This window comes from Sphingomonas sp. (genome assembly GCF_017304635.1).
Classification (GTDB): Bacteria; Pseudomonadota; Alphaproteobacteria; order Sphingomonadales; family Sphingomonadaceae; genus Sphingomonas.
Window position 1 is genome coordinate 122,897 of sequence record NZ_JAFKMA010000003.1, and the last position, 23,407, is coordinate 146,303.

Below are 23,407 nucleotides of genomic sequence, written 5' to 3' on the forward strand. Positions count from 1 at the left end.
CCCCTGTGCCGGCGCCCGTCGCATTGTCGCGTGCCGTTATCGGTAAGACGACGTGGCCGGTCCGGACCCGCACTCATGGTTGATAAAAAAGTAACGATTTCCGCGCCGCCCCATTTCAGGCCTACCGGCCGATGAACGGCGGCCCCAGCAGCGGTTCAGGAACGGCAGGCTAGGGATGCGGGTTTCCGGGGGAGCAGACCGGAGACGTTATGATGACGAAATCGATCCTACACCGCCTGTCGGGCGCCTATGCCGCGATCGCGCTGGCCGCGGCGCTGGGCGGGTGCGGCCAGCAGAAGGCGAGCGACCAGCAGATGACGGTCGCGTCGCTGCCGCAATTGCCGGCGACGTTGCCGTTGGCGGCGGGCCCCGCGACCAACTGGCCGACCGCGCCGCTCGCGACCGCCCTGCCGGCCGCGCACCGGTTGCGCACGGTCCGCGTCGCCGATCCGGGCGACTATTACGGCTATGCCGATGCCGCCTACGATTATCAGGATGCGCTCGGTAACGCGCCGCCCGATTATTCGTTCGACTATGGCGGCGTCGATCCCTGGGCGTGGGAGGGTTACGACCAGTCGGTCGTGTTCATGGAGCCGGTCGACGACGGCTATCGCTATTATTACTATCGTCCCGGCGCCGACGAGCCCTATTTCGTCCGCGATCCGCATTACGGCTACGGCTATGACGGCGGCTCGCTGGCGGTCGTCTACGACGATTTCGGCGAGGTGATGCCGTACAGCGATTACGGCCCGCGGCTCGATTACGCGTCGCGTTATTTCATGCGCGGGCGCGACCTGTTCGCGGCCTCGCGCCGGGCGGAACGGCGCGCGGTGATCGCGGCCGACTGGGCGCAGCACGAAGCGACGATCGCGGACGCGCGCGCACGGTGGGCGAACGCCTTGGCGGGGCAGGCGCAATGGCGCGACTTCCACGCCCGCACCGAAGCGCGCGACGCCACCTACTGGCGCGAGGAGGACGTGCGCCGCCAGTCCGATGCGCGCCGCTTCGCCGATTGGCGCGCGCAGGATTTCCGCACGCCGCCGCCGCCGCGCGCGATTCCGCAGGCGTGGACGCGAGCGCCCTGGGCGAGCGACCAGGCGCGCTTCCTGCCAGCGCGAGCGGAACGAGCGCAGGTCGCCGGTGCGCAGCCGCCGCGCCGCGATGGTCCGGGTGGCCCGGGTGCACCCGGCGGGCCGGACGGCGGTCGCGTCGATCAACGCGGGCCGGACAATGCGCCTGCCCTTGCCGCCGCTGGCGCTCGCGGGATCGGCGAGCCGAACCGCGGCGGCCGTGAGGGTGCGCCGATGGCGGTCGATCGCGGCCCGGCCGGTCGCGACGCCGGCCCGCCGCGCGACCGTGGCAATGCCAATCCCGGCCGCGAACGCGGTCCTGCCGCCGCCAATGCCCAGCCGCGTGCCGAAGCTCCGCAGGCGGGTCCACGTGGCAATCCACAAGTCGCTCGCGAGCGTGGCCCCGAACGCGGCGGCGCTCGCATCCAGTCGCCGGCACAGGCGGAGGGCCCACGCGTCCAACGCGGCAACGGCGATGCCGCCCGCGAGCGCGCCCAGCCCCAGCCGCAGATGCAGGCTCGCCCCGAGCAGCGCGGTGGCGATCGCGGCCAGCCCGCTCGCGCACCCGAAGCACAGCGCGCACCCCGCGCCGAAGCACCTCGCGCGCAGCCTCAACCCAGCGCACCGCGCCCGCAAGCGCAGGCACAACCGCAACGCGGCGGCGGCGGTGGGGGTCAGCCCGGCGGCGGTCGCCCCGGTGGCGGCGGTGGCGAACACCCGGGCGGTGGCGGCGGCCATCCCGGTGGTGGCGGACGTCCCGCCGGCGGTGACGGCGGCAAGCATGGCGGCGGGCGGCCCGGCTGACCGGCGCCCCCGCCGCCTCCCCTCGCCTTCGCCCGCTTGGGGTGGATTCCGCGGCGCGCGTACCCTAGAGGGCGCGCTTCCTTCCGGACATTCCTTAAGCGAGACCCATGGGCTTCAAATGCGGCATCGTCGGGCTTCCCAATGTGGGCAAGTCGACGCTCTTCAACGCGCTGACCGAAACCGCGGCGGCGCAGGCGGCCAATTATCCGTTCTGCACGATCGAGCCGAACGTCGGTAATGTCGGCGTGCCCGACGCGCGGTTGCAGAAGCTGGCCGCGATCGCTGGGTCGCAGAAGATCATCGAGACGCAGCTGGCGTTCGTCGATATCGCCGGCCTCGTCCGCGGCGCATCGAAGGGTGAGGGCCTGGGCAACCAATTCCTCGGCAACATCCGCGAAGTGGACGCGATCGTCCACGTGCTGCGCTGTTTCGAGAATGGCGACGTGACGCATGTCGAGGGCAAGGTCGACCCGATCGCCGATGCCGAGACGGTCGAGACCGAACTGATGCTCTCCGACCTCGAAAGCCTGGAGAAGCGCGTTCCCAACCTCGCCAAGAAGGCGGCGCAGGGCGACAAGGAAGCGAAGATCGCCGCCAGCGTGCTGGGCCAGGCGCTCGACATCCTGCGCGAGGGCAAACCCGCGCGCCTGACCGACCCGAAGGACGTCGAGGAAGCGCGCGTGCTGGCGCAGGCGCAGCTTATCACCGCCAAGCCCGTTCTCTACGTCTGCAACGTCGACGAAGGCGACGCCGCCAACGGCAACACGCATTCGGCGCGGGTGTTCGAGAAGGCGAAGGCGGAGGGGGCCGAGGCGGTCGTCGTCTCCGCCGCGATCGAGGCCGAGATCGCGACGATGCCGACCGAGGATCGCGGCGAGTTCCTGGCCGAGCTCGGCCTTGCCGAAACCGGCCTCGCGCGCGTCATCACCGCCGGATACCGGCTGCTCCACCTGCTCACCTTCTTCACCGTCGGTCCCAAGGAAGCGCGCGCCTGGACCGTCCATGCCGGGGCGACCGCGCCGCAAGCGGCGGGCGAGATCCACACCGATTTCGAAAAGGGCTTCATCCGCGCCGAAACGATCGCCTACGACGATTACGTCGCGCTGGGCGGCGAAGCGAAGGCGCGCGAGGCGGGGAAGCTGCGGGCCGAGGGCAAGGGATACGTCGTGCAGGATGGCGACGTGATGCACTTCCTGCATAGCTGAAGCAGATCGCTTCCGCGGAAAAGTTGATCTGCATCAAGAAAACATGTTCTTCTTGACTGAGAGACGTAATGTTTTTGTAAGGAAAGCATCGCGTTCCGAATGAACAACACTGAGCAACCGGCAACTTTTCGAACGTCGGGCAAATTGACGGCATTACTGACCCGAAACGATACAGGACGCCTGGACAGCGTTTAAATACGATTAACTTCGATTGACCCGCGAAAGTTACCCATTACGGGTATCGCAGGCGTCCCATCCGGCGATGCCGCAAGTGGGGAAATTATCATGTCATTGTTGAAGATCACCGCGCTCGGCGTGGCCGGGCTCGCGTCGCTGGCGTTGGCGCCGAGCAGCCAGGCAGCGGTCATCAACTACGCCTTCCAGAACGCCAGCTACGGCGGCAACGGCGACAGCGCGAACCTGTCGGGCACCTTTTCCTGGGACACGACCAGCAACAGCGTGACGGCGTCGAACATCAACCTGACCGGCGTCGACGCGGGGTCGAACGTGAGCTGCACCAACTGCTCGACGAACTTCTACAACCCCGAGCATTTCGCGATCAACCTCGGCCCGCAGGCGCTGTACCTGACCTTCGGCAGCTCGCTGTCGAACGGCGGCACGGTCAACCTGTCGCTGCGCGCCCCGACTGAAGGCAACCAGCCCGAATATCAGGGTCGGTCGGCGTTCACGACGGTCAGCGGCGCGGCCGTCCAGGTCGCCGCCGTGCCGGAGCCTGCCACGTGGGGCATGATGATTATGGGCTTCGGCCTGATGGGCGCGGGCCTCCGCAGCCGCAAGACCAAGGTCGCCTTCGCCTGATCCGCGATCACGTCTGATGGAAGGGGGCGTCGGCTGCGGCCGGCGCCCCTTTTCGTTTGCAACGGCGGAAGCGGTGCTATGCCCCCTCGAACGCTTTCAGGATCGGGCACGGCCCCGCCGTCCCGCTGCTGCACTCGCGGGTCAGCCGCACCAGCGCTTCCCGCGCCGTCTGCAACTCAGTGATACGCGCGTCGAGCGCGGCGATCTGGTGCCGCGCCAGGTCGCGGGCGCGGGCGCGATCCTCGCCGGCGTCCAGCGCCAGCAACTCCCCGATCTGGTCGAGCGTGAACCCGGCGGCCTGTGCCGAGCGGATGAAGCGCAGCCGCTTGACGTCGCCCTCGTCATACCGCCGCACCTTGGCAAAGGCGCCGTCGCGCGCCGGTTCGGCCAGCAGCCCGCGGCGCTGGTAATAGCGCACCGTCTCCACTCCGACCCCGCCCGCCGCGGCCAGGCCACCGATCGTCATCGCACGTTCGACTGACACAGGTTGACTCCGTACCATGGTACAGCCGCTATAGCCCCGACATGGCGAACGATGCAAAGCGCGCAATGCTGTACCGCATGGTGATGCCCGATCATGTCTGCCCCTATGGCCTGAAGTCCAAATGGCAGCTCGAGCGGCACGGCTACACGGTCGAGGATCACTGGCTGCGAACGCGGGCGGAGACCGACGCGTTCAAGGCCGCGCATGGAGTCGCGACCACCCCGCAGACGTTCATCGACGGGACGCGGATCGGCGGCAACGACGACCTGCGCGGTTTCTTCGGCGGGCATGTGCCGGCAAAGGACGCGACCAGCTACACGCCGGTGCTCGCGGTGTTCGGCATGGCGGCGGCGATGGCGCTGGCGGCGAGCTTCGCCGCCTATGGCACGCCGCTGACGGTGCGCGCTGGCAAGTGGTTCGTAGCGTTTTCGATGTGCCTGCTCGCGATGCTGAAGCTCCAGGATATCGACCGCTTTTCGACGATGTTCCTCAACTACGACCTGCTGGCGCGCCGCTGGGTGCCGTACGCCTATGTCTATCCGTTCGCCGAAGCGCTGGCCGGCGTGTTGATGGCGGCGGGCGCGGCGATGTGGCTGTCGGTGCCGCTCACGCTGGTGATCGGGACGATCGGGGCGGTGTCGGTGGCGAAGGCGGTCTATGTCGATCGCCGCGCGTTGAAATGTGCGTGCGTCGGGGGCGCGAGCAACGTGCCGCTCGGGTTCGTCTCGCTGACCGAGAATCTGATGATGATCGCGATGGCGGTGTGGATGGTGGCGAAGTGAGGCGGCTGTTGTTGCTGGCGGCCGCGCTGCCGGCGATGGCGGGCGCGCAGTCGATGCCGGGAATGCCCGGGATGCAGATGCCGATGCCGGCCAAGCCGAAGGCGAAGCCTGCCCCCAAGCCGAAGCCGCTCGCGCGCCCTGTCGCGAAACCGGCACCGGTCAGTCACCCGCACCCTTCTGGCACTACACGCCCTCCTCTCTCTCCCGATGGAAGAGCGAAAGGAGCCGCTGAAGGCGGCGTGAAGGGTGAGGGTGAGGGTGAGCCGTCGGCCAGTTCATCCCGGACAGCCCCCCTGCCAGATAACGCCGCCCCCGCTCCGTCGATGCCGGGCATGACCATGCCCGTCGGCGAGCCTGCCGCCACCCCGCCGCCGATGCCCGACATGGCGATGGACCAGCACGACATGGCGGCGATGCCGGGTATGACGATGGGCAGCACAGGCGGCGCGTTCGCGATCGGCTCCGGCACCGCGCGGCTGCCCGGCGCGGAGGGGATGATGCGCGGGCTCACCCTGACGCACGACGGCGGCTGGATGGTGATGCTCCACGGCTATGCCTGGGCGAATTATACCGACCAGTCGGGTCCGCGCGGGGCCAGCGAGGCGTTCGTAACGTCGATGGGGATGGTCGAGGCGTCGCGCGGGCTCGGCGGCGGCGCCAGGCTGACGCTGCGCACGATGCTGAGCCTCGACCCGGCGATGGGCGCGCGCGGCTATCCCAGCCTGTTCGCGACCGGTGAGACCGCCGACGGCATCACCTCGCTGATCGATCGCCAACACCCGCACGATCTGTTCATGGAGCTGTCGGCGCGGGTCGACGTACCGCTGGGCGGCGGCCTCAGCGGGTTCCTCTATGGCGGCCCGGTCGCCGAGCCGGCGCTCGGCCCGTCCGCCTTCATGCATCGCGCGTCGGCGCAATATCTGCCGCTCGCACCGATCACGCACCATTGGTTCGACAGCACGCATATCAGTTACGGCGTCGCCACCGCCGGGCTGTACGGCGATCGCTGGCAGATCGAGGGGTCGGCGTTCCGTGGCCGCGAGCCCGACCAGCATCGCTGGGACATCGAGACGCCCGCGCTCGATTCGTGGAGCGTGCGCGCGACGTGGAACCCGTCGCCCAACTGGTCGGCGCAGGTCAGCCACGGCCGGCTGCACGAGCCCGAAGCGCTCGAACCCGGAATCGACGAGGCGCGCACCACCGCGAGCGTGCAATATGCCAGCGGCGGGTTCAGCGCGCTCGCCGGGTTCGCGGTCAAGAATCGCGTGCCGGGGCGCAGCCTGACCGCCTGGATCGGCGAGGCGAACTGGAATATCGGCCGCCACCACAGCCTGTTCGGCCGCGTCGAGAATGTCGCCAATGACGAACTGTTGCCCGACTCCGCCGACCCGCGTCACGACCGCCCCTATCGCGTGTCGCGGGCCGAACTCGGCTATGCGTATCGCGTGCCCTTGGGACCGATCGAGGCCGCGATCGGCGGCAGCGGGTTCGTGACCGCGAAACCGGCCGCGCTCGACAGCGCCTATGGCCGACGCCCGGCGGGCTGGACGGGGTTTGTGAAGCTCAGCCTCGGCCGATAGCTTGCGCGGGCGCATCCCGCTCGGCATGGCGGGCGGCAGACAATTGGGAGTCGACGATGCGCCTGATCGCCCGAACCGTTGGTCTTGCCCTTGCCGCCATGGTCGGCGCCTGCGCCGCGATGCCGCCGGTCACGACCGCCGCGGGACCGGCGCCCGTCGGCGCGACCGAAACGCGCGCACCGGTCACCATCCTGGTCTCGATCGACGGCTTCCGCCCCGATTACCTGACGCGCGGGGTCACCCCGAACCTCAATGCGCTCGCCGCCTCCGGCATCAGCGCGGCGATGCGGCCGAGCTATCCGTCGAAGACCTTCCCCAACCACTGGACGCTCGTGACGGGCCTGCGCCCCGATCGCACCGGGATCGTCGCCAACCGCATGCTCGACGCCGCCCGCCCGGGCGAGGTGTTCACCATGGCGAGCGACGACCCGTTCTGGTGGAACGCCGCCGAGCCGATCTGGGTGACCGCGGAAAAGGCCGGCATCCGCACCGCGACCGCCTTCTGGCCCGGCTCCAACGTCGCCTGGGGCGGTAATCGGGCGAGCGAATGGCCCAACACGCTGACCGGTGGGACGCGGCCGGAGGACTGGACTCAGTTCAACATGGCGATCAGCGACCGCCAGCGCGTCGATATCGTGGTCGACTGGCTGCGCCGCCCGCCGGCGACCCGGCCCCGGTTCGTCACGCTCTATTTCGACGAGGTCGACACGGCGGGGCATATGTACGGCCCGTTCGATCCGCGCACGAACGACGCGGTCGCGCATGTCGATGCCGCGATCGGGCGGCTGCACGACGAGATCGCCCGGCTCGGCCAGCCGGTCAATTTTGTCATCGTCGCCGATCACGGCATGGCGGCGGTGTCGGCCGACCGCGTGGTGACGCTCGACGGCTTCAGCAACGTCGACGATTACGACGTGGTCGAGGACGGCGTGTACGCCTCGATCAACCCCAAGCCCGGCCATGAAGCGGCGGCGGAAAAGGCGCTGCTCGGCCCGCATGGCCCGCACCTGACCTGTTACCGCAAGGCCGATGTGCCGGAACGGTTCCACTATGGCCGCAACCCGCGCGTGCCGGCGATCCTGTGCATGCCCGACGACGGCTGGACGGTGGCGGCGCACCGGCCCAAGCGGGTCGAGGGCGGCGCGCACGGCTACGACAGTTTCGCCCCCGACATGCTGGCCCTGTTCATCGCGACGGGTCCGGCGATCCGCCCGCTCGGCAAGCTGGCGACGTTCGACAATGTCGACGTGGCGCCGTTGCTGCGCGACCTGCTCGGATTGCCGCCGGGCGCGAACCTCGACGGCGACGACGCGCCGTTTCGGGAGGCGCTGCGGCGATGAGCGACGGCCTGCTCTATTACGAGGATCTCGTCGTCGGGACCAAGGCCAGCTACGGCCGCTACGACGTGACGCGCGAGGAAGTGGTCGAGTTCGCCGGCAAGTACGACCCGCAACCGTTCCACCTATCGGACGAAGCGGCGGCGCAGACCTATTTCGGGCGGCTATCGGCGAGCGGCTGGCACACCGCGGCAATGACGATGCGGATGACGGTCGAGCATTTCCGCGAGCATCGCCAGGCGGGGCTGGGGTCGCCGGGGCTGGACGAGCTGCGCTGGCTGCGGCCGGTCTATCCGGGCGATATCCTGCGGTGCGAGAGCGAATTGCTCGAGAAGCGCCTGTCGCGGAGCCGGCCGGGAATGGGCATCACCAAGGGGCGGACGACGGTCTTCAACCAGCACGACGAGCCAGTGATGACGTTCGTGGCGAACGGCCTGATCCGGACGCGACCGGTTTAGGGGTCGACTTCGCACAGCCAGAAGTACCGTGCTCCTGCGAAAGCAGGAGCCCAGGATCACAAGCGTCGCGCCACATCATCCTAGGCTCCTGCTTTCGCAGGAGCACGTAGGTGAATGGAGCACTGCTCAAATAGCGCAGGCCCCAGGCGAGGGGCCTCGCCATCATCCGTTCCCCGACACCACCCCGGCGAAGGCCAGGGTCCAGGTGAGAAACGACGATGATACACGTTGGGCTCGGTGACTGCCGCTTTCCCATGTAGACCCCGGCCTTCGCCGAGGTGAGAAAACTTGCGATGCGGAGCGCGGAGCTAGACCCGCCTACCGATGCCGACCGCCACCGCCATGCCAGCGATAGCCGTCGCCGCCATTGCCGCGCGGGCCGCGATCGAAGCCGCGCCATTCGTCGCCGCGATTGTTGCCGTGCCAGTAATGCCCGCGATCCGACCAGTAGCGGCGCTGCGCATCGTTCCAGCGGATCGGGCGGCGGCTGCGATCGTACACGTAATAGCCGCTGCCAGGATAATAATAGCCGCCGTACCAGCCATAATACGGCACGCCATAGCCGCCGTCGTAGAAGTCGCTGTAATAATTGCCGTAATATCCCGGCGAGCCGTATCCGGCCGATACGCCATAGCCATAGCCGTCATCGACGCAGGCGGTAAGCGCCGCCGCGGCCACTGCGCCGAGGGCAAGGGTGCGAAGTTTCATCTGGGATCTCCTGACACCGGGAGCACGGCGAAACGCGCCGCAACCGAGACGAAACGAGCCCGCCAGCGGGGAGTTCCGCGGGCGGGCTCGGATAGGGTCATCGGCCGACCGGCGTCAGCCGATCGGGTCGATCAATGCTTCACGTCGCGCCAGACGTTGCGATAGGCGCCGAACGCCAGGAAGCTGGCGATGATGAGGAAGATGACCGCCGCGAAGCCCGCCTGGTGGCGCGTTTCGAGATAGGGATCGGCGGTCCAGGTCAGGAACGCCGCCACGTCGCGCGCGTAATTGTCGACCGTCGACGCCGTGCCGTCGCTGTATTGCACCTGTCCGTTCGACTTGAGCGGCGGCGGCATCGCGATGTTGAGGTTGGCGAAGTACGGGTTCGAATAGAGGCCCTTCGGCGTCTTGATGTCGGGGAATTCCTTCAACATCTCGGCCGATTGCGGCTGGTATCCGGTCAGCAGCGAATAGACATAGTCCGCCCCGCCGTGCCGCGCGCGCGTGATGTAGCTGAGGTCGGGCGGGATCGCGTTGTTGTTCGCCGCGCGCGCCGCGATGTCGTTCGCGAACGGCAGCGGGAAGTGGTCGGCCGGCACGCCCTTGCGGGTGGTGGGCTCGCCGGTATCCGGGTTGGTCGTCGGGATATTGTCGAAGCTCGCCGCGATCGCCTTCACTTGGCCGTCGCTGTAATCGAGGCCCTTCAGGTCACGGAACGCGACCAGCCGCAGCGAATGGCACGCCGAGCAGACTTCCTTGTACACCTGATAGCCGCGCTGAAGCTGGCGCCGGTCGTACTTGCCGAAAATCCCGGCCGACGAGAGGTGCGCGTCGCGCGGGTGGAGGTGGAACTCGCTCTCGGCGCTCTTGTCGGCGCCGGTCGCCAGCTTCGGCGACGGATCGGCGATCACGCCCTGCACCGTCCACAGCAGCGCCCAGGCGAGGACGGCTGCGAACGCCGCGCCGACCAGGAATGCAATTCCGCGAACCATGTTCTTCTAGTCCCCTATAGCTCGCTTCAATGCGCCAGCGCGGTTTCGGCCGGGCTGGTGCCCCCATGCCCGCTCAGCACCGCCTCGGTGATCGAATTGGGCAGCGGCACCGGTCGTTCCGACTTCGCGATGATCGGCAGGATCACCAGGAAGTGCAGGAAGTAATAGGCCGCGCAGATCTGGCTCAGGATGATGTAGATCGGCTCGGCCGGCGACCCGCCGCAATAGCCCAGCACCAGCACGTCGGCGACCAGCACCCAGAACGCGATCCGCGCCTTCGGACGATAGTTGTTCGAACGGATCGGCGACGAATCGAGCCACGGCAGGAAGAACAGCAGCAGGATCGCGCCGAACATCGCGAGCACGCCCCACAGCTTAGCCGGCAGGATGAAGTCCGACGTGAACGCGCGCAGGATCGCGTAGAACGGCCAGAAATACCATTCGGGCACGATGTGCGCCGGCGTCTGCAGCGGGTTGGCCGGAATGTAATTGTCCGGATGCCCCAGATAATCGGGCGCGAAGAAGATCACGAACGAGAACACCGCCAGGAACACCAGCAGCCCGAACCCGTCCTTCGCCGTGTAATAGGGGTGGAACGGGACCGTGTCCTGCTCGCCCTTCACGTCGACGCCGGTCGGGTTGTTCGAGCCCGGGATGTGCAGCGCCCAGATATGCAGGATGATGACGCCCGCGATCACGAACGGCAGCAGATAGTGGAGCGAGAAGAAGCGGTTGAGCGCGGCGTCGTCCGGCGCGAACCCGCCGAGCAGCCACACGCGGATCTGCTCGCCGACGACCGGGATCGCCGAGAAGAAGCCGGTGATGACCTGCGCACCCCAGAAGCTCATCTGCCCCCAGGGCAGCACGTAGCCCATGAACGCGGTCGCCATCATCAGCAGGAAGATGACCACGCCGAGCAGCCACACCATCTCGCGCGGCGCCTTGTACGAACCGTAATAGAGCCCGCGGAAGATGTGGGTATAGACGACGATGAAGAAGAACGACGCGCCGTTCGCGTGCGCATAGCGCAGGAACCAGCCGGCGTTCACGTCGCGCATGATCGTGCCGTTGATCGAATCGAACGCACCGGCCGCCGACGAATGGAAGTGCATCGCCAGCACGATGCCGGTCACGATCTGGATCGCGAGCGCCGCACCGGCGAGCACGCCGAAATTCCAGAAATAATTGAGGTTGCGCGGCACCGGATAACCGGCGCCCACCGCGTTGTAGACCAGACGCGGCATCGGCAGCTTCTCGTCGAGCCACCGCATCAGCGGCTGCTTCGGCTCGTACTGCTTGGCCCAGGGGAAACTCATCTTGCCCTACCCCCTCAGCCGACCAGAATCGCGGTCGGCGACGTGAATTTGTAATCCGGCACGAACAGGTTCTTCGGCGCCGGCCCCTGGCGGATACGCGCCGCCGTGTCGTACTGCGAACCGTGGCACGGGCAGAAATAGCCGCCATACTTGCCGCGATTGTCGCCTTCGTTGATCCCGAGCGGGATGCAGCCGAGGTGCGTGCACACGCCGAGCGTGATGAGCCAGTTCTTGTGCCCGTCCTTGGTCCGCTCCTCGAGCGTCTGCGGATCGCGCAGGCTGCTGACCGGCACCGCATCGGCCTCGGCGATTTCCTTCGGCGTCAGGTTGCGCACGAACAGCGGCTGCTTGCGGAAGGTCGTGATGACCCCCTGCCCAGGCTGGATCTTCGACAGGTCGACCGTGGTGGTCGATTCGGCGAGCACGTCGGCCGACGGGCTCATCTGGTTGATGAGCGGCAGCACAACCGCCAGGCCGCCGCCGACCGCGGGGAACGCGACCGCGGCGATGTTCAGGAAATCGCGGCGCCGCGGATCGTGCGCCGCATCGGGCTCTTGAATGATACCAGCATCGTCAATGCCCGCCATGAACCTAGCCCTTGCACCTTCTTCGTTCGCCGCGAGACATGGAAACGACCTTGGCCGATCGCACGCCCGCCAGAATAGATCGTTCTTCCGTCCCCACGGAAAAGCTCGCGGGCCTGATAGACACGGCCACCCCGCTTTGCCAACGGCTTTTTCATGAGGGTAGCGCTCCACCAGCCTGACATAGCGGGCAATGTCGGCACGATCCTGCGGCTCGGCGCGTGTCTCGGCGTCGGGATCGACCTGATCGAGCCGATGGGTTTCGCCTTTGGCGACCGCGCGATGGCGCGCGCCGGGATGGACTATGCCGCGGGCGCCGACGTCGTGCGCCATGCCGACTGGGACGCGTTCGCCGGCCGGGTGGGTGGACGCATTGTCCTATTGACGACCAAGGGTGCGACCCGGATGGACGCTGCACGCTTCGAACCCGACGACGTGCTGTTGTTCGGCAGCGAAAGCGCCGGCGTCCCGCCCGCGGTGCATGCGCGCGCCGACCTGCGCGTCGCGATCCCGATGCGGGCCGGCTTCCGGTCGCTGAACGTAGCGGTGGCGGCGGCGATCGTGCTGGGCGAGGCGTTGAGACAGACGAAGGGATGGCCGGAATGATGACGCTCGACGACGAGCAGGCAGCGGCGCGGGCCTGGTTCGAGCATCTGCGCGACCTGATCTGCGCCGAGTTCGAGGCGATCGAGCGCGAGGCGGGATCGGACGCGCGGTTCGACTATGTCGCTTGGGATCGTGCCGATCCGTCGGGCGAACCCGGCGGTGCCAATGAAGGCGGTGGCGGCGTGCGCGGCGTGATGAAGGGCCGCGTGTTCGAGAAGGTCGGGGTCAACGTCTCGACCGTCGGCGGTACGTTCGAGGGCGATTTCGCCAAGACCATCCACGGCGCCGGCGACGACCCGCAATTCTTCGCGACGGGCATCAGCCTGGTCGCGCACATGGCGAACCCGCATGTGCCCGCCGTGCACATGAACACGCGCTTCCTGGTCACGACAAAGCGCTGGTTCGGCGGCGGTGCCGACCTCAACCCGCCATTGCCGATCGTCGAGGATACCGAGGATTTCCACGCGACGCTGAAGGCCGCATGCGACGCTCACGACCCGGCGCATTATCCGCGGTTCAGGCAATGGGCGGACGACTATTTCTACATCCCTCATCGCAAGGTCCATCGCGGGGTCGGCGGCATCTTCTACGATCATCTCGAGGGAGATTTCGCCGCGAATTTCGCGTTCACGCAGGATGTCGGCCGCGCGTTCCTCGATGCCTTCCCACGGATCGTGCGGCGGCGGATGGGGTCGCCGTTCACCGATGCGGATCTGGCGGCGATGCGCGAGTGGCGCGGGCGCTATGCCGAGTTCAACCTGGTCTATGATCGCGGCACGCTGTTCGGACTGAAGACCGGCGGCAATATCGACGCGATCCTGATGAGCTTGCCGCCGGTCGCGACCTGGTCGTGACCTGTCCCCGTCGTTGCGAGCGCAGCGAAGCAATGACGAAGCTAGAGGTTTAATCGGAATTTCAACAGCAGGCTGCGCTGCAGGAACAGCTGGTTGTCGTCGCTGACTATCCACAGGATCGTCGTGTCGCCCTCGCGCGTGATCGCCAGCCCTTCGTAATTGTCGAGCGTCAGCGGCGGCGCGAAGCGGGCGATCTCGGTGCCGGCGACGACCTGATCGGGCTTGACCGCGCGCGGATCGATCACGGTCAGCACTGCGCCCCAGCGGAACGGCAGCGCGAAGGTGCGGTTGAGGATCAGGACACGTCCATCGGGCAATTCGGTCGCGTCGCTGACGTCGTAGCCGGCGGGTGGACGGTAATGGAAACGCCACAGCCGATCGGGATGCGCGACCGGATCGCCCGCGAACATCAGCGCCGGACGCGGGCCGTCGCGATCGCGCGGATCGCTCTCGGCGATGACCAGGAAACGACCGTCGTGCAGCCGCATCATCGCCTCCGGCCCGCCATTCGCCTGCCAGTCGCGCATCGCGGCCGGCGCCACGCCCATCGCCGGCAAGCGCAGGCCCGGTGCGTACCGCCAGATCGCGTTGTAGCGCTCGAACCCGACCCACACCTGCCCGGTCGCGGGATCGAGCGTCATCGATTCGCTGTCGCGATCCTTCTTTTCCCAGCCGACCCCGGGTCCCGCCGGCAGGTCGCCGAACGCGGCCTCACCGATCCGGAACGCCGCATCCATCCGGAACAGCACGATGTTGCCGCCGTCGCTCAGCAGCGTGAAGCGGTCGCCCGCGACGCTGAGCGAGGAAAAGCCGCCGAATGCCGGATCGCGGCTCGATAACGCGACGCCGCCGAGATAGGTCAGCGCGCCGACCCGCGTCCGCCGCGGATCGCTCTCGTCGAGCGGCACGCGCGTCGCCGCGATGTTCGGCGCGAGCCCAAGAATGTCGCGCTCGGCCCGCCCGCTCCATTGCTGCGTCAGGCATAACATCACGAGAAGGATCAGCCGGGCGGTACGCATCGCGGCGCCTCATAACGGTCTGCTCGCCATGCGCCAGCCGGGCGGCGATCGGCTGAACGGCGGATAACGGACGCATTCAGCGTCGGCTCAACGCGAATCGGGCAAAAGCCTCTCATCGATGGCGAACCGGGTCGACCGCCCACCGCCTGAATCGAGATGCAAGAGACGGTCGAAAGGAGACGTACGATGTTCAAGAAGATGACGTTCGCCGGCGCCGCGCTCGCGATGACTGCCGCCGCGATTGCCCCGACCACCGCCAACGCGCAATATTATCGCGACGGCTATTATGGCCGCGGCTACCAGCAGCAGTACCAGGGTTACAATGGGTATGACGGCTACCGCACCTATCGCGGCTATGACCGGGACTACCGCTATCGCAACCGCTGCAACAGCGACACCGGCACGATCGTCGGCGCGATCGCCGGCGGCCTGCTCGGCAACGTGATCGCCGGGCGCGGCGACCGGTTGCTCGGCACGGTGATCGGTGGCGCGGGCGGTGCGCTCGCCGGCCGCGCGGTCGAGAAGTCGAACCAGCCGGGATATTGCCGGAGGTAAGCGCTAGCGCCAGCTAGCAAGCTGATGCGCGGCCCCCGGGCGGCGCAACCTCCAGCTCGGCCAGCGGGCTGGTCCCCGGACCAGCCCGTCCGACGCGGCGGCTCCGCCGCCGCGCCACCCAACCTTTTACAATCTTCCCCAGGTCTCTCCCGCGTTGCGTATCGGGAGCGATAGTCCCTCGGCGTAGCGTTTGAGGGCGGAGGGCCGGTTCCCGATCGGGGGCCGGCCCTCTTTGCGTGCGCGCTACTTCGCCGCGCCCGGTCGCGCACCGGGCTCGAGAATCCAGTTACGATTGGCGACCGGATCGATCACCAGCGTCACCCGCCGGATTACCGGCAACCCGATATTGGCGAGATCGCCCAGGAACGTGACCTCCGGATTGTCGAGCGTTACCGGCCCGATCTTGATCGTTCCGCGGATGCGCCCGCCGAACACCGGCCCCTCGGTATTGATCGACTTGAACCGTCCGACTTCCTTGGCCGGCGCCATCAGCGGCACCTTGTCCATCAGCGCGACCGGCAAGCTGAGCTCGCCGTTGAACCCGGTGTCGAAATGCGCGGGCAGCGTGCTGCCGTCGGGCATCACCATCTGTACGCTCGGAATGTCCTGGACATAGGCGGTCGCCGGGCCCGGCGGCACCGGCGTGGTCGCACGCGGCGCCAGCACGGCATGGTTGTTGGCGAGATCGAGATAGAGCAGGCTGTCGGTGAAGATCTCCGACGAGATGATCCCCATCGCGTCCTGGCGGTCGTAATCGACCGACACCGCCTTGATGCCGCCCGCCTTCAGCCCGCCGATCGTGATGTCGGGAATGACGACCTCGGGCAGCATTCGCGTCTTGCCGGTGGTGCCGTCGACTTCCTGCACCGTGCCGGTCCGCTTCAGCCGGTGGCGCCGAGTGACCAAGGCATCGACCGTGTTCCCGTCCGACCCGGTGTCGAACACCATCGGCACCAGTTCGTCATCGCCGATCTGCATCATCACCATGACGCGGTTGGTCGATTGGTAGAGCTTGATCTCGCCGGCGTTCGGCAGCGTCGGTGCTGCATCCTTGGCGGCGGCAGCGGCGGCGCCCGGCGCGAGCAACAAGGCTGGCAGCAAGGCCGATCGAGCGATACCCAGTAGGCGAGACATGAAACCTCCTCTTCAATGGTACGATTCGTACTATCATCAACGGCGAACGATGCAATGGCGAAACAACGGCTCACCGAATTGGAAGGCGCGGTCCTGACCGAAGTCGGGCATCGCGGGAACGACACCAGCTTCAAGGTGCGCCGGGCGTTCGAGCGATCCCCCTCCTCCAGTTGGAGCGGCAGCGCCGGAGCGGTCTATCCGGCGATCGCGCGGTTGGTGGCAGCCGGGTTGATCGCGACGGTGCCCGGCGAAACACGGCGCGGGACACGGCTGCTGAGTTTGACCGCCGAGGGTCGCGCCGCGCTGGAGGCGTGGTTCACCGACCCGCTGGCGGCGTGCTCGATCGGAGCGGACCCGTTCCGGCTGCGCGCGGGGCTGTGGGAGACGCTGCCGGGTGCGCGTCGGCGCGAGGTCATCGCGGCGATGATCGCGGCGGTGCGCGCGGAGATGGCGAAGCTGGAGGGACGCGACGATCTCGATCCGGTCGAGCGGATCGGGAACGACTTGGCGCGGATGCAGCAGGAGATGCGGCTGGCGTGGCTGGAGCGGGCGGGGGGTTGAGGTGGCGCGGCCGATCGCGATGTATTCCTGCGAAAGCGCGAGTTTAGAGCCGATCGACGTTCAATTTATCTTGCGGTGACGTGTCGCCCGTGATCCGTCACCCCGGCCTTGTGCCGGGGTCCACCAAGCCGCCTGCGCATCGCCCACCCCTCTCGCGTCGAGGAAGCCGCCCGGTGGACCCCGGCACGAGGCCGGGGTGACGGGTGCAATCAAACAGCCGGGTGCCTGTCGTTGGATGTCGACCTATCCTTCGCCACGCGGCATTGCCGCATCCGCCGCTCGACCTAGACGCCATGCAGGCTAACGTCATGCACGACGGGCGCTTGTTTCTCTGGATGCCTGCTTTCGCAGGAATGCAGAACGGCGAGTGGGCGCCGGCGGCGAAGCCGCCGTCGTCGGCCGGATGGGCTGAGGCCCTCCGCCGGCCGTGCCGGCTGGTGCGCTGGCGCGCATCGGCCCGGACGCAGCCGGGCCTCCAGCCGTCAATACATATGCTGCCCGCCGTTGATGCTGAGCGTCGAGCCGGTCACGAACCCGGCATCCTCCGCCACCAGGAACGCGACGCCGCGCGCGATCTCGTGCGCCTGGCCCAGGCGACCGACCGGCACCTTCGCCACGATCTTCGCCAGCACGTCGGCCGGCACCGCCGCCACCATATCGGTGTCGATATAGCCCGGCGCGATCGCGTTGACCGTGATCCCGAACCGCGCGCCTTCCTGCGCCAGCGCCTTGGTGAAGCCGTGGATGCCCGACTTGGCGGCGGCGTAGTTGACCTGGCCGTACTGTCCCGCCTGGCCATTGATCGAGCCGATGTTGACGATCCGGCCCCAGCCGCGCTCCTTCATGCCCGGAAACACCGCCTTCGCCATCGTGAAGCAGCCGCCCAGATTGGTGTCGATCACTTCGTTCCACGCCGCCTTGTCCATCTTCAGCAGCGTGCCGTCGCGGGTGATGCCGGCATTGTTGACCAGCACGTCGACCGGCCCGACCTCGGCCTCGACCTTCTTCACGCCTTCCTGCGCGGCGTCATAGTCGCCGACGTCGAACTTGACGGTCTTGATGCCTGTCCGCTCGCTGAATTCCTGGGCGCGCTGGTCGTTGCCGGCATAATTGGCGACGACGGTCATCCCCATGTCCTTGAGCGCCAGGCTGATCGCCTCACCGATACCGCGCGTCCCGCCGGTCACGATCGCTACGCGTGCCATGTCATCTCTCTCCTGTTTTAGCGCCCGATTCGGGTCGTTGATATGGATCAGGCTATTGAGCGTCCAGCCACCCGGCAAGTTCCCGTCGAAGAATGTGCCGCAGCATCGCGATCCCCCCCGCGCTGTCGTTCAGGCACGGCAAGTAGGCGAAGTCGGTCCCGCCCGCCGCCAGGAAGCCGGCGCGGCCGCGGATCGCCAGTTCCTCCAGTGTTTCCAGACAATCGGCGGAGAAGCCCGGCGCGACGATCGCGACTTTCGTGACGCCCTTGGCCGGCAGCGCCGCCAGCGTTGCGTCGGTCGCGGGGCCGAGCCATTCCGCACGCCCGAACCGTGACTGAAACGCGACGATCAACTCCTGCCCCAGCGCCTCCCCGAGCAACCGCACGGTTTTTTGACAGTGGCAATGATAGGGATCGCCGAGCTCGAGCGTCCGCTTCGGCATGCCGTGAAAGCTCGCGACGATCGCCTGCGGCACGAAATCGAGCGCGGCGATCGACGTGCGCACCGACCCCGCCAGCGCATCGATATAGGCGGGATCGTCGTGATAGGGCGGCAACGTGCGCACCGCCGGCTGCCAGCGCATCCCGGCCAGCTGCGCGAACGCCTTGTCGTTGGCGGTCGCGGTCGTCGCCGCGCAATATTGCGGGTAGAGGGGGCTGAGCAGGATACGCTCACACCCCGCCGCCTTCAGCGCCGCTATCCGATCGCCGATCGCGGGATTGCCGTAGCGCATCGCCCAATCGACCATCACGCCCTCGCCGAACGCATCCGTCAGCGCCGCCGCCTGCGCGCGCGTGATCGCGGCGAGCGGCGAGCCGTCGTCGCGCCACACCTGGCTGTAGGCATGCGCCGATTTTTTTGGTCGCGTGGTGAGGATGATCCCGCGCAGGATCGGTTGCCAGACGAGCTGCGGGATTTCGACGACGCGGCGATCGGACAGGAACTCGCGCAGGTACCGCTTGACCGCACGTGGGCTGGCGTCGTCGGGCGTGCCGAGGTTCACGAGCAGGACGCCGACTTTGCGCGGCGGGATCGGGGGGTGATCGGGGGGAAGGGTCACCCCGCCACCCTACCAACCATCGTCATCCCCGCGAAAGCCGGGACCCAGCTCCTACGGATCGCCCAATCTACGACCGTCGCGTTTGCCGCCACGGCAGGAGGTGGGTCCCCGCTTTCGCGGGAATGACGAATGTGAAAGGCGCTCCGCATCACCCCTCCCCGATCCGTAACGGCAGGCGGCGGAGACGGAAACCCGTCGCCGATTGCAGCGCGTTGGCGATCGCCGGGGCGACCGGCGGCACCGCGAGTTCGCTGACCCCGCCCGGCTCCGCTTCGCTCGCGATCAGTTCGACGGTGATGTCGGGCACGTCGGCCAGCACCGGCAGGTTGAGCCCCTCGAACCCGCGCACCACCGCCTGGTGATCCTTGAACCGTGTGCTCGCGCCGAGCGCAGCGGCCATGCCGAACACGAGGCCGCCCTCGATATTCTGCTTCACGACGTCGGGGTTGACCATCCGCCCGCAATCGACTGCGGCGACGATGCGGTCGACCCCGATCGACTGATCCTCCTCGACGTGCGCTTCGGCGAACACCGCGATGTGGCTGCCGCGAAAGCTGTGGCAGGCGATACCCTGCCCGCTGCCGGCGACGCCGCCCTCCCAGCCGCCGAGCGCCGCCGCCGTCGTCAGGCACCGCGCCAGCCGCGCATCGTCCGCCGCCATGCCGATCCGGAACGACATCGCCTCCGTCCCCGCGACATGCGCCAGCTCGTCGATGAAACATTCGGTGAAGAAGCAGGTGTAGCTGTGCGCCCCCGACCGCCAATGCCCGGTCGCGATCCCGATATCGGCCGGATGATGGTCGATCGCATAGGCCGGGATGCGGTAGAACGGCGTCGCCCCGGCAACCGCATAGCCGTCGCCCCCGCCGCCCAGCGCCATGCCGATCCGCGCGGTGCGATCGTTCGCCAGCAGCCGCGTCGCGAGTTCGTGCCCCGTCGCGGGTGCGGCGATCTTCGCCAGCCAGCCGCTGATCCGTCCCTGCTTGTCGAGCCGCGCCGCCATCCGCGCCCGCGCCGGCGCGCGATAGGGATCGTGCAGGCAATCCTCCTCGCGCGACCAGGTTAGTTGCACCGGCCGCTTGATCTCGCGCGCCAGCAGCGCCGCCTGCACCGCGGCATCGGATTCGAGGCCCACACCGAACCCGCCGCCGATCGGCATCGGATGAACGACGACGGCACTCGCGCCGACACTACACGCTGCGGCCACCGCGTCGCGCGCAATGCCGGGGGCCTGCGTCGGCAACCACAGTTCGACCGTCCCGCCGCTCCACGCCGCGGTCGCCGCGCGAGTCTCGATCGCGGCGTGGAGCGCGGGGGCGATCGTATAGTCCGCCGTCACCACGCTCGCGCCCTTGAATGCGGCGCCGAGGTCGCCGGCCGCCGCGATCCGCGTGCCCAGCACGGCAAGCGCGGCGTCGAGCGCCCGCTCGATCGTCGCGGTCGAGACCGGCGCGCCGCCGACGCGAAACCGCGGATGTCCCGCGCGCAGGCCCTTGTCCGCCGCCCACCAGTTGCTCGCGATCACCGCAACCCATTCGTCGCGTCTGACCACCTGCGTGACGCCGGCCACGCGGCTCGCGGCGGCATCGTCGAACGCGGCCAGCGTCGCCCCCCGCCCCGGCGCCGCGCTGATCGCGGCGAACGCCATGTCGGGCAGGCGCACGTCGGCCGCGAAATTGGCCGAACCGTCGACCTTCGACGGGCCGTCGAGCCGGCTGAGCGGCTTGCCCGACAGGCCGCCCTCGCCCGGATTGCGCAGCGGCAGCGGGTCGGGCACTCGCCCGCCCGCCGCCTCCGCCGCCAAATCGGCGAAGCGCAGCCGGTTCTTGCCATGGACAACGAACCCGGCCGCGGTGCTGCACGCCTTCCAGTCGACGCCCCAGCGCGCCGCCGCGGCCTTTTGCAGCAGCACGCGCGCCGCCGCGCCCGCCTGGCGCAGGTCGCCCTCGAACCGGCGCAATGAAGTCGAGCCGGCGGTCAGCATCAGCGCGCTCGAAGCGAAGTGGTTCTCGCGCAGCCCCTTCGGCACATGCGCGAACGCACCCTCGAACAATTCGTCGGCCGCGAGCCCGTTCGCGTAGAGCGGATTGAGCGGGGCCGGCTCGACCGCGATCGTCCGCCAGTCCGCGCCCAACTCGTCGGCCAGCACCTGCGGCAGCGTGGTCCACACCCCCTGCCCATGCTCGACCTGCGGAATCGCGACCGCGACATGGCCGTCCTCGCCAATCTTGAGGAAGGCGTTGAAGATGTGCTCGCCCTTCGCCGCTGTTAGGTTGGGCGCGTAGCGACGCGGCCAGACGCTCCACGCGACGACCAGCCCGACCCCGACGCCGCCGCCGATCAGCAGGTTGCGGCGCGTCGGATGGGGTTTGGGGGGAGTGGAAACGGGAGGGGGCATCGAAAGAACCGTCTATCGCGCGGCCGGCGCGCCGTCACCCGTTTGCGTGCTCCTGCGGAAGCAGGAGCCCAGGATGGTGAACGACGGCGTTCGTGGCTCTGGGCTCCTGCTTTCGCAGGAGCACGACCCCATTAATCCATCGCCCGATATTTCGCGCGCAGGCCCACCTTGTCGATCTTCTCGGTCCCCAGCCGCGGCAGCGCATCCACGGCGATCCAGATCCGCGCGGGCACCTTGAACGCCGCGATGTGCTGGCCGAGGAACGTCTGCAACGCCGCTCCGTCCGGCGCATCGCCGCCACGCAGATGAACGACCGCCCCCGGCACTTCGCCGAACTTCTCGTCGGCCAGCCCGAACACCGCCGCCTCCGCCACCATCGGATGCTGGTAGAGCGCGTCCTCCACCTCCTGGCAGCTGATATTCTCGCCGCCGCGGATGATGATGTCCTTCTTGCGATCGACGATGAACAGATAGCCGTCTTCGTCGAGATAGCCGATGTCGCCGGTCAGGAAATGACCGTCCTTGCTGAACGCCGCCTTGGTCGCGTCGGGCCGGTGCCAATATTCGCGGAAGTTGCAGACCGAGCGGATCGCGACCTCGCCGCGCGCGCCCTGCGCGACAGGCTCGCCATGATCGTCGAGGATCGCGAGGTCGACGAGCGGCGGCGAGGCGCGGCCGGTCGAATTGGGCTTGGCAAGATAGTTGCTCCGCCAATTGCCGCAGCCGACGCCGTTGGTTTCGGTCAGACCGTAGCCGATCAGCGGCGCACCCCCGCCCATCTCCTCGCTGATCCGCCGGACATGATCGACCGGGCGCGGCGCCCCGCCGGCGGCGAAGTCGGTGACGGTCGACAGATCGTATGTCGCGCGGTCGGGATGGTTGAGCATCTCGAAGCTCATCAGCGGCACGCCGACGAAATAGCTGATCGCCTCCGCCTGGATCAGCCGCATCGCCTCCAGCGCATCCCATTTCGGCATCAGCACCAGCTTGCGACCCATCGCGAACGATTGCAGCATCACGGGCACTTCGGCGGTCACATGGAACAGCGGCACGTTGAGCAGGGTCGAGGGCTGGCCCTGCGGCGGATTGCCGTCCTCGGTCGCGAGGCCCAGCATCACCAGCGCCTGCGCGAGATAGTTGAGCACCGCCTGCAACACCGCGCGATGATCGCTGAGCGCGCCCTTGGACTGGCCGGTCGAGCCGCTGGTGAACAGGATCGTCGCGAGATCGTCGGGGCCGAGCTCGGGCAGGTCGGCGACATCGTCGGACGCGATCGGCGCCAATGCGGCGGCGAGCGGCTGCGTATCGTCGATCGTCACGATTCGCGCGCTCAGCCCCGGCACGCCCGTCAACCGCTTGCCGCGCGGCGGGTCCGCGACCACGATCGCGCATTCGACCTCGGTCAGCGCGTTGGCGAACTCCTCCGCCTGCCACCAGCCGTTGAGCAGCACCGCGACGCCACCCGCCATCAGGATACCCATATAGAGCGCGATCCACGACGGCGAGTTGCGCATCGCGATGCCGACGCGGTCGCCGCGCCCGATGCCGGCGGCGGCCAGCCCGTTCGCGACTCGCCGCGCCTGCGCATACACCTGGGCGAAGGTCAGCCGCTCGTCGCCCGCGACCAGGAACGTCGCGTCCTTATGCTCGGCGCAATAATGCGCGAAGTAATGCGCCAGGCTCGGCGGGGCGGCGGCGATCGCGGGCAACTGGCGGCCGCCGACCGTCACCTCGGTCAACGCCATCGGCGCGCCGCCGCCGGTCAACCGGGCGATCGCATCGTTCATCCGCTGGTCGAGCGCTGTCGGCATCCTTCTCTCCGCTTGGTCTTATCGTTGTCGCCCCTTATGGAAGCGCCAAAGCCCGGGGAAAAGCC

General features: G+C 68.0%; 22 protein-coding genes. 11 read left to right on the forward strand and 11 right to left on the reverse strand.

Annotation, left to right across the window (positions count from 1 at the left end; all coding sequences use genetic code 11):
* Positions 1–212 precede the first annotated feature (212 nt).
* The 3 genes from J0I47_RS10210 to J0I47_RS10220 all read left to right on the forward strand — a co-directional run bounded on the left by J0I47_RS10210 (position 213) and on the right by J0I47_RS10220 (position 3,898).
* Positions 213–1,874: a hypothetical protein gene (locus tag J0I47_RS10210; RefSeq protein WP_294046896.1), complete on the forward strand. Its 1,662-nt coding sequence runs from the start codon at positions 213–215 to the stop codon at positions 1,872–1,874.
* A 107-nt stretch (positions 1,875–1,981) separates the two neighbouring features.
* On the forward strand, positions 1,982–3,079 hold the full coding sequence (gene ychF, locus J0I47_RS10215) for a redox-regulated ATPase YchF (RefSeq protein ID WP_294046897.1): 1,098 nt from the start codon (positions 1,982–1,984) through the stop codon (positions 3,077–3,079).
* Positions 3,080–3,364: 285 nt separating this feature from the next.
* Positions 3,365–3,898 (forward strand): PEPxxWA-CTERM sorting domain-containing protein, encoded by a 534-nt coding sequence (locus tag J0I47_RS10220; protein WP_294046898.1) that lies wholly within the window; start codon positions 3,365–3,367, stop codon positions 3,896–3,898.
* Between the two features lie 76 nt (positions 3,899–3,974).
* Here the strand turns inward: J0I47_RS10220 and J0I47_RS10225 are convergent, their stop codons facing one another.
* Positions 3,975–4,364: a MerR family DNA-binding protein gene (locus tag J0I47_RS10225; RefSeq protein WP_294047182.1), complete on the reverse strand. Its 390-nt coding sequence runs from the start codon at positions 4,362–4,364 to the stop codon at positions 3,975–3,977.
* Between the two features lie 59 nt (positions 4,365–4,423).
* Between J0I47_RS10225 and J0I47_RS10230 the strand changes: the two genes are divergently transcribed.
* The 4 genes from J0I47_RS10230 to J0I47_RS10245 all read left to right on the forward strand — a co-directional run bounded on the left by J0I47_RS10230 (position 4,424) and on the right by J0I47_RS10245 (position 8,539).
* On the forward strand, positions 4,424–5,164 hold the full coding sequence (locus J0I47_RS10230; RefSeq protein WP_294046899.1) for a MauE/DoxX family redox-associated membrane protein: 741 nt from the start codon (positions 4,424–4,426) through the stop codon (positions 5,162–5,164).
* A gap of 332 nt (positions 5,165–5,496) precedes the next feature.
* Positions 5,497–6,744: a hypothetical protein gene (locus J0I47_RS10235; protein WP_294046900.1), complete on the forward strand. Its 1,248-nt coding sequence runs from the start codon at positions 5,497–5,499 to the stop codon at positions 6,742–6,744.
* Between the two features lie 56 nt (positions 6,745–6,800).
* Positions 6,801–8,084 (forward strand): ectonucleotide pyrophosphatase/phosphodiesterase, encoded by a 1,284-nt coding sequence (locus tag J0I47_RS10240; protein WP_294046901.1) that lies wholly within the window; start codon positions 6,801–6,803, stop codon positions 8,082–8,084.
* 8 nt (positions 8,085–8,092) lie between these two features.
* Positions 8,093–8,539, forward strand: a complete 447-nt coding sequence (locus J0I47_RS10245) for a MaoC family dehydratase (protein WP_294047183.1) — start codon at positions 8,093–8,095, stop codon at positions 8,537–8,539.
* A gap of 318 nt (positions 8,540–8,857) precedes the next feature.
* Here the strand turns inward: J0I47_RS10245 and J0I47_RS10250 are convergent, their stop codons facing one another.
* The 4 genes from J0I47_RS10250 to petA form a co-directional block, all read right to left on the reverse strand.
* Positions 8,858–9,247, reverse strand: coding sequence for a hypothetical protein (locus tag J0I47_RS10250; RefSeq protein WP_294046902.1), 390 nt, complete (start codon positions 9,245–9,247; stop codon positions 8,858–8,860).
* Positions 9,248–9,378: 131 nt separating this feature from the next.
* Positions 9,379–10,239 (reverse strand): cytochrome c1, encoded by an 861-nt coding sequence (locus J0I47_RS10255; RefSeq protein ID WP_294046903.1) that lies wholly within the window; start codon positions 10,237–10,239, stop codon positions 9,379–9,381.
* 26 nt (positions 10,240–10,265) lie between these two features.
* Positions 10,266–11,555: a cytochrome b N-terminal domain-containing protein gene (locus J0I47_RS10260; protein ID WP_294046904.1), complete on the reverse strand. Its 1,290-nt coding sequence runs from the start codon at positions 11,553–11,555 to the stop codon at positions 10,266–10,268.
* A 14-nt stretch (positions 11,556–11,569) separates the two neighbouring features.
* The gene (gene petA, locus J0I47_RS10265) at positions 11,570–12,142 is read right to left on the reverse strand and encodes a ubiquinol-cytochrome c reductase iron-sulfur subunit (protein WP_294046905.1); all 573 of its coding nucleotides are present in this window, start codon (positions 12,140–12,142) and stop codon (positions 11,570–11,572) included.
* A 153-nt stretch (positions 12,143–12,295) separates the two neighbouring features.
* Between petA and J0I47_RS10270 the strand changes: the two genes are divergently transcribed.
* Together J0I47_RS10270 and hemF are read left to right on the forward strand one after the other, a co-directional pair.
* A complete protein-coding gene (locus J0I47_RS10270) occupies positions 12,296–12,745 on the forward strand; it encodes a tRNA (cytidine(34)-2'-O)-methyltransferase (RefSeq protein WP_294046906.1) in 450 nt (149 codons plus the stop codon).
* The gene (gene hemF, locus J0I47_RS10275) at positions 12,742–13,599 is read left to right on the forward strand and encodes an oxygen-dependent coproporphyrinogen oxidase (protein WP_294046907.1); all 858 of its coding nucleotides are present in this window, start codon (positions 12,742–12,744) and stop codon (positions 13,597–13,599) included. Before J0I47_RS10270 ends, hemF begins: the two co-directional genes overlap by 4 nt.
* A 41-nt stretch (positions 13,600–13,640) precedes the next feature.
* On the opposite strand, the gene J0I47_RS10280 is transcribed toward hemF, so the two are convergent.
* Positions 13,641–14,618 (reverse strand): esterase-like activity of phytase family protein, encoded by a 978-nt coding sequence (locus J0I47_RS10280; protein WP_294046908.1) that lies wholly within the window; start codon positions 14,616–14,618, stop codon positions 13,641–13,643.
* Between the two features lie 186 nt (positions 14,619–14,804).
* Between J0I47_RS10280 and J0I47_RS10285 the strand changes: the two genes are divergently transcribed.
* On the forward strand, positions 14,805–15,173 hold the full coding sequence (locus J0I47_RS10285; RefSeq protein ID WP_294046909.1) for a glycine zipper 2TM domain-containing protein: 369 nt from the start codon (positions 14,805–14,807) through the stop codon (positions 15,171–15,173).
* Between the two features lie 243 nt (positions 15,174–15,416).
* Here the strand turns inward: J0I47_RS10285 and J0I47_RS10290 are convergent, their stop codons facing one another.
* Positions 15,417–16,307: an aspartyl protease family protein gene (locus J0I47_RS10290; RefSeq protein WP_294046910.1), complete on the reverse strand. Its 891-nt coding sequence runs from the start codon at positions 16,305–16,307 to the stop codon at positions 15,417–15,419.
* 54 nt (positions 16,308–16,361) lie between these two features.
* On the opposite strand from J0I47_RS10290, the gene J0I47_RS10295 reads away from it, so the two are divergent.
* On the forward strand, positions 16,362–16,868 hold the full coding sequence (locus J0I47_RS10295) for a helix-turn-helix transcriptional regulator (RefSeq protein ID WP_294046911.1): 507 nt from the start codon (positions 16,362–16,364) through the stop codon (positions 16,866–16,868).
* Between the two features lie 482 nt (positions 16,869–17,350).
* Here J0I47_RS10295 and phbB read toward each other — a convergent pair whose 3' ends face one another.
* The 4 genes from phbB to J0I47_RS10315 all read right to left on the reverse strand — a co-directional run bounded on the left by phbB (position 17,351) and on the right by J0I47_RS10315 (position 23,342).
* Positions 17,351–18,073: an acetoacetyl-CoA reductase gene (gene phbB / locus J0I47_RS10300; protein ID WP_294046912.1), complete on the reverse strand. Its 723-nt coding sequence runs from the start codon at positions 18,071–18,073 to the stop codon at positions 17,351–17,353.
* Between the two features lie 52 nt (positions 18,074–18,125).
* On the reverse strand, positions 18,126–19,133 hold the full coding sequence (gene hemH / locus J0I47_RS10305; protein ID WP_294046913.1) for a ferrochelatase: 1,008 nt from the start codon (positions 19,131–19,133) through the stop codon (positions 18,126–18,128).
* A gap of 148 nt (positions 19,134–19,281) precedes the next feature.
* Positions 19,282–21,531 (reverse strand): molybdopterin cofactor-binding domain-containing protein, encoded by a 2,250-nt coding sequence (locus J0I47_RS10310; RefSeq protein ID WP_294046914.1) that lies wholly within the window; start codon positions 21,529–21,531, stop codon positions 19,282–19,284.
* A gap of 131 nt (positions 21,532–21,662) precedes the next feature.
* Positions 21,663–23,342, reverse strand: a complete 1,680-nt coding sequence (locus tag J0I47_RS10315; RefSeq protein ID WP_294046915.1) for a class I adenylate-forming enzyme family protein — start codon at positions 23,340–23,342, stop codon at positions 21,663–21,665.
* Positions 23,343–23,407 lie beyond the last annotated feature (65 nt).

Coding starts and splice junctions, on each gene's coding strand:
- J0I47_RS10210 (WP_294046896.1), top strand. CDS start 213: ATGACGAAATCGATCCTACACCGCCTGTCGGGCGCCTATGCCGCGATC.
- ychF (WP_294046897.1), top strand. CDS start 1,982: ATGGGCTTCAAATGCGGCATCGTCGGGCTTCCCAATGTGGGCAAGTCG.
- J0I47_RS10220 (WP_294046898.1), top strand. CDS start 3,365: ATGTCATTGTTGAAGATCACCGCGCTCGGCGTGGCCGGGCTCGCGTCG.
- J0I47_RS10225 (WP_294047182.1), bottom strand. CDS start 4,364: ATGACGATCGGTGGCCTGGCCGCGGCGGGCGGGGTCGGAGTGGAGACG.
- J0I47_RS10230 (WP_294046899.1), top strand. CDS start 4,424: ATGGCGAACGATGCAAAGCGCGCAATGCTGTACCGCATGGTGATGCCC.
- J0I47_RS10235 (WP_294046900.1), top strand. CDS start 5,497: ATGACCATGCCCGTCGGCGAGCCTGCCGCCACCCCGCCGCCGATGCCC.
- J0I47_RS10240 (WP_294046901.1), top strand. CDS start 6,801: ATGCGCCTGATCGCCCGAACCGTTGGTCTTGCCCTTGCCGCCATGGTC.
- J0I47_RS10250 (WP_294046902.1), bottom strand. CDS start 9,247: ATGAAACTTCGCACCCTTGCCCTCGGCGCAGTGGCCGCGGCGGCGCTT.
- J0I47_RS10255 (WP_294046903.1), bottom strand. CDS start 10,239: ATGGTTCGCGGAATTGCATTCCTGGTCGGCGCGGCGTTCGCAGCCGTC.
- J0I47_RS10260 (WP_294046904.1), bottom strand. CDS start 11,555: ATGAGTTTCCCCTGGGCCAAGCAGTACGAGCCGAAGCAGCCGCTGATG.
- petA (WP_294046905.1), bottom strand. CDS start 12,142: ATGGCGGGCATTGACGATGCTGGTATCATTCAAGAGCCCGATGCGGCG.
- J0I47_RS10270 (WP_294046906.1), top strand. CDS start 12,296: ATGAGGGTAGCGCTCCACCAGCCTGACATAGCGGGCAATGTCGGCACG.
- hemF (WP_294046907.1), top strand. CDS start 12,742: ATGATGACGCTCGACGACGAGCAGGCAGCGGCGCGGGCCTGGTTCGAG.
- J0I47_RS10280 (WP_294046908.1), bottom strand. CDS start 14,618: ATGCGTACCGCCCGGCTGATCCTTCTCGTGATGTTATGCCTGACGCAG.
- J0I47_RS10285 (WP_294046909.1), top strand. CDS start 14,805: ATGTTCAAGAAGATGACGTTCGCCGGCGCCGCGCTCGCGATGACTGCC.
- J0I47_RS10290 (WP_294046910.1), bottom strand. CDS start 16,307: ATGTCTCGCCTACTGGGTATCGCTCGATCGGCCTTGCTGCCAGCCTTG.
- J0I47_RS10295 (WP_294046911.1), top strand. CDS start 16,362: ATGGCGAAACAACGGCTCACCGAATTGGAAGGCGCGGTCCTGACCGAA.
- phbB (WP_294046912.1), bottom strand. CDS start 18,073: ATGGCACGCGTAGCGATCGTGACCGGCGGGACGCGCGGTATCGGTGAG.
- J0I47_RS10310 (WP_294046914.1), bottom strand. CDS start 21,531: ATGCCCCCTCCCGTTTCCACTCCCCCCAAACCCCATCCGACGCGCCGC.
- J0I47_RS10315 (WP_294046915.1), bottom strand. CDS start 23,342: ATGCCGACAGCGCTCGACCAGCGGATGAACGATGCGATCGCCCGGTTG.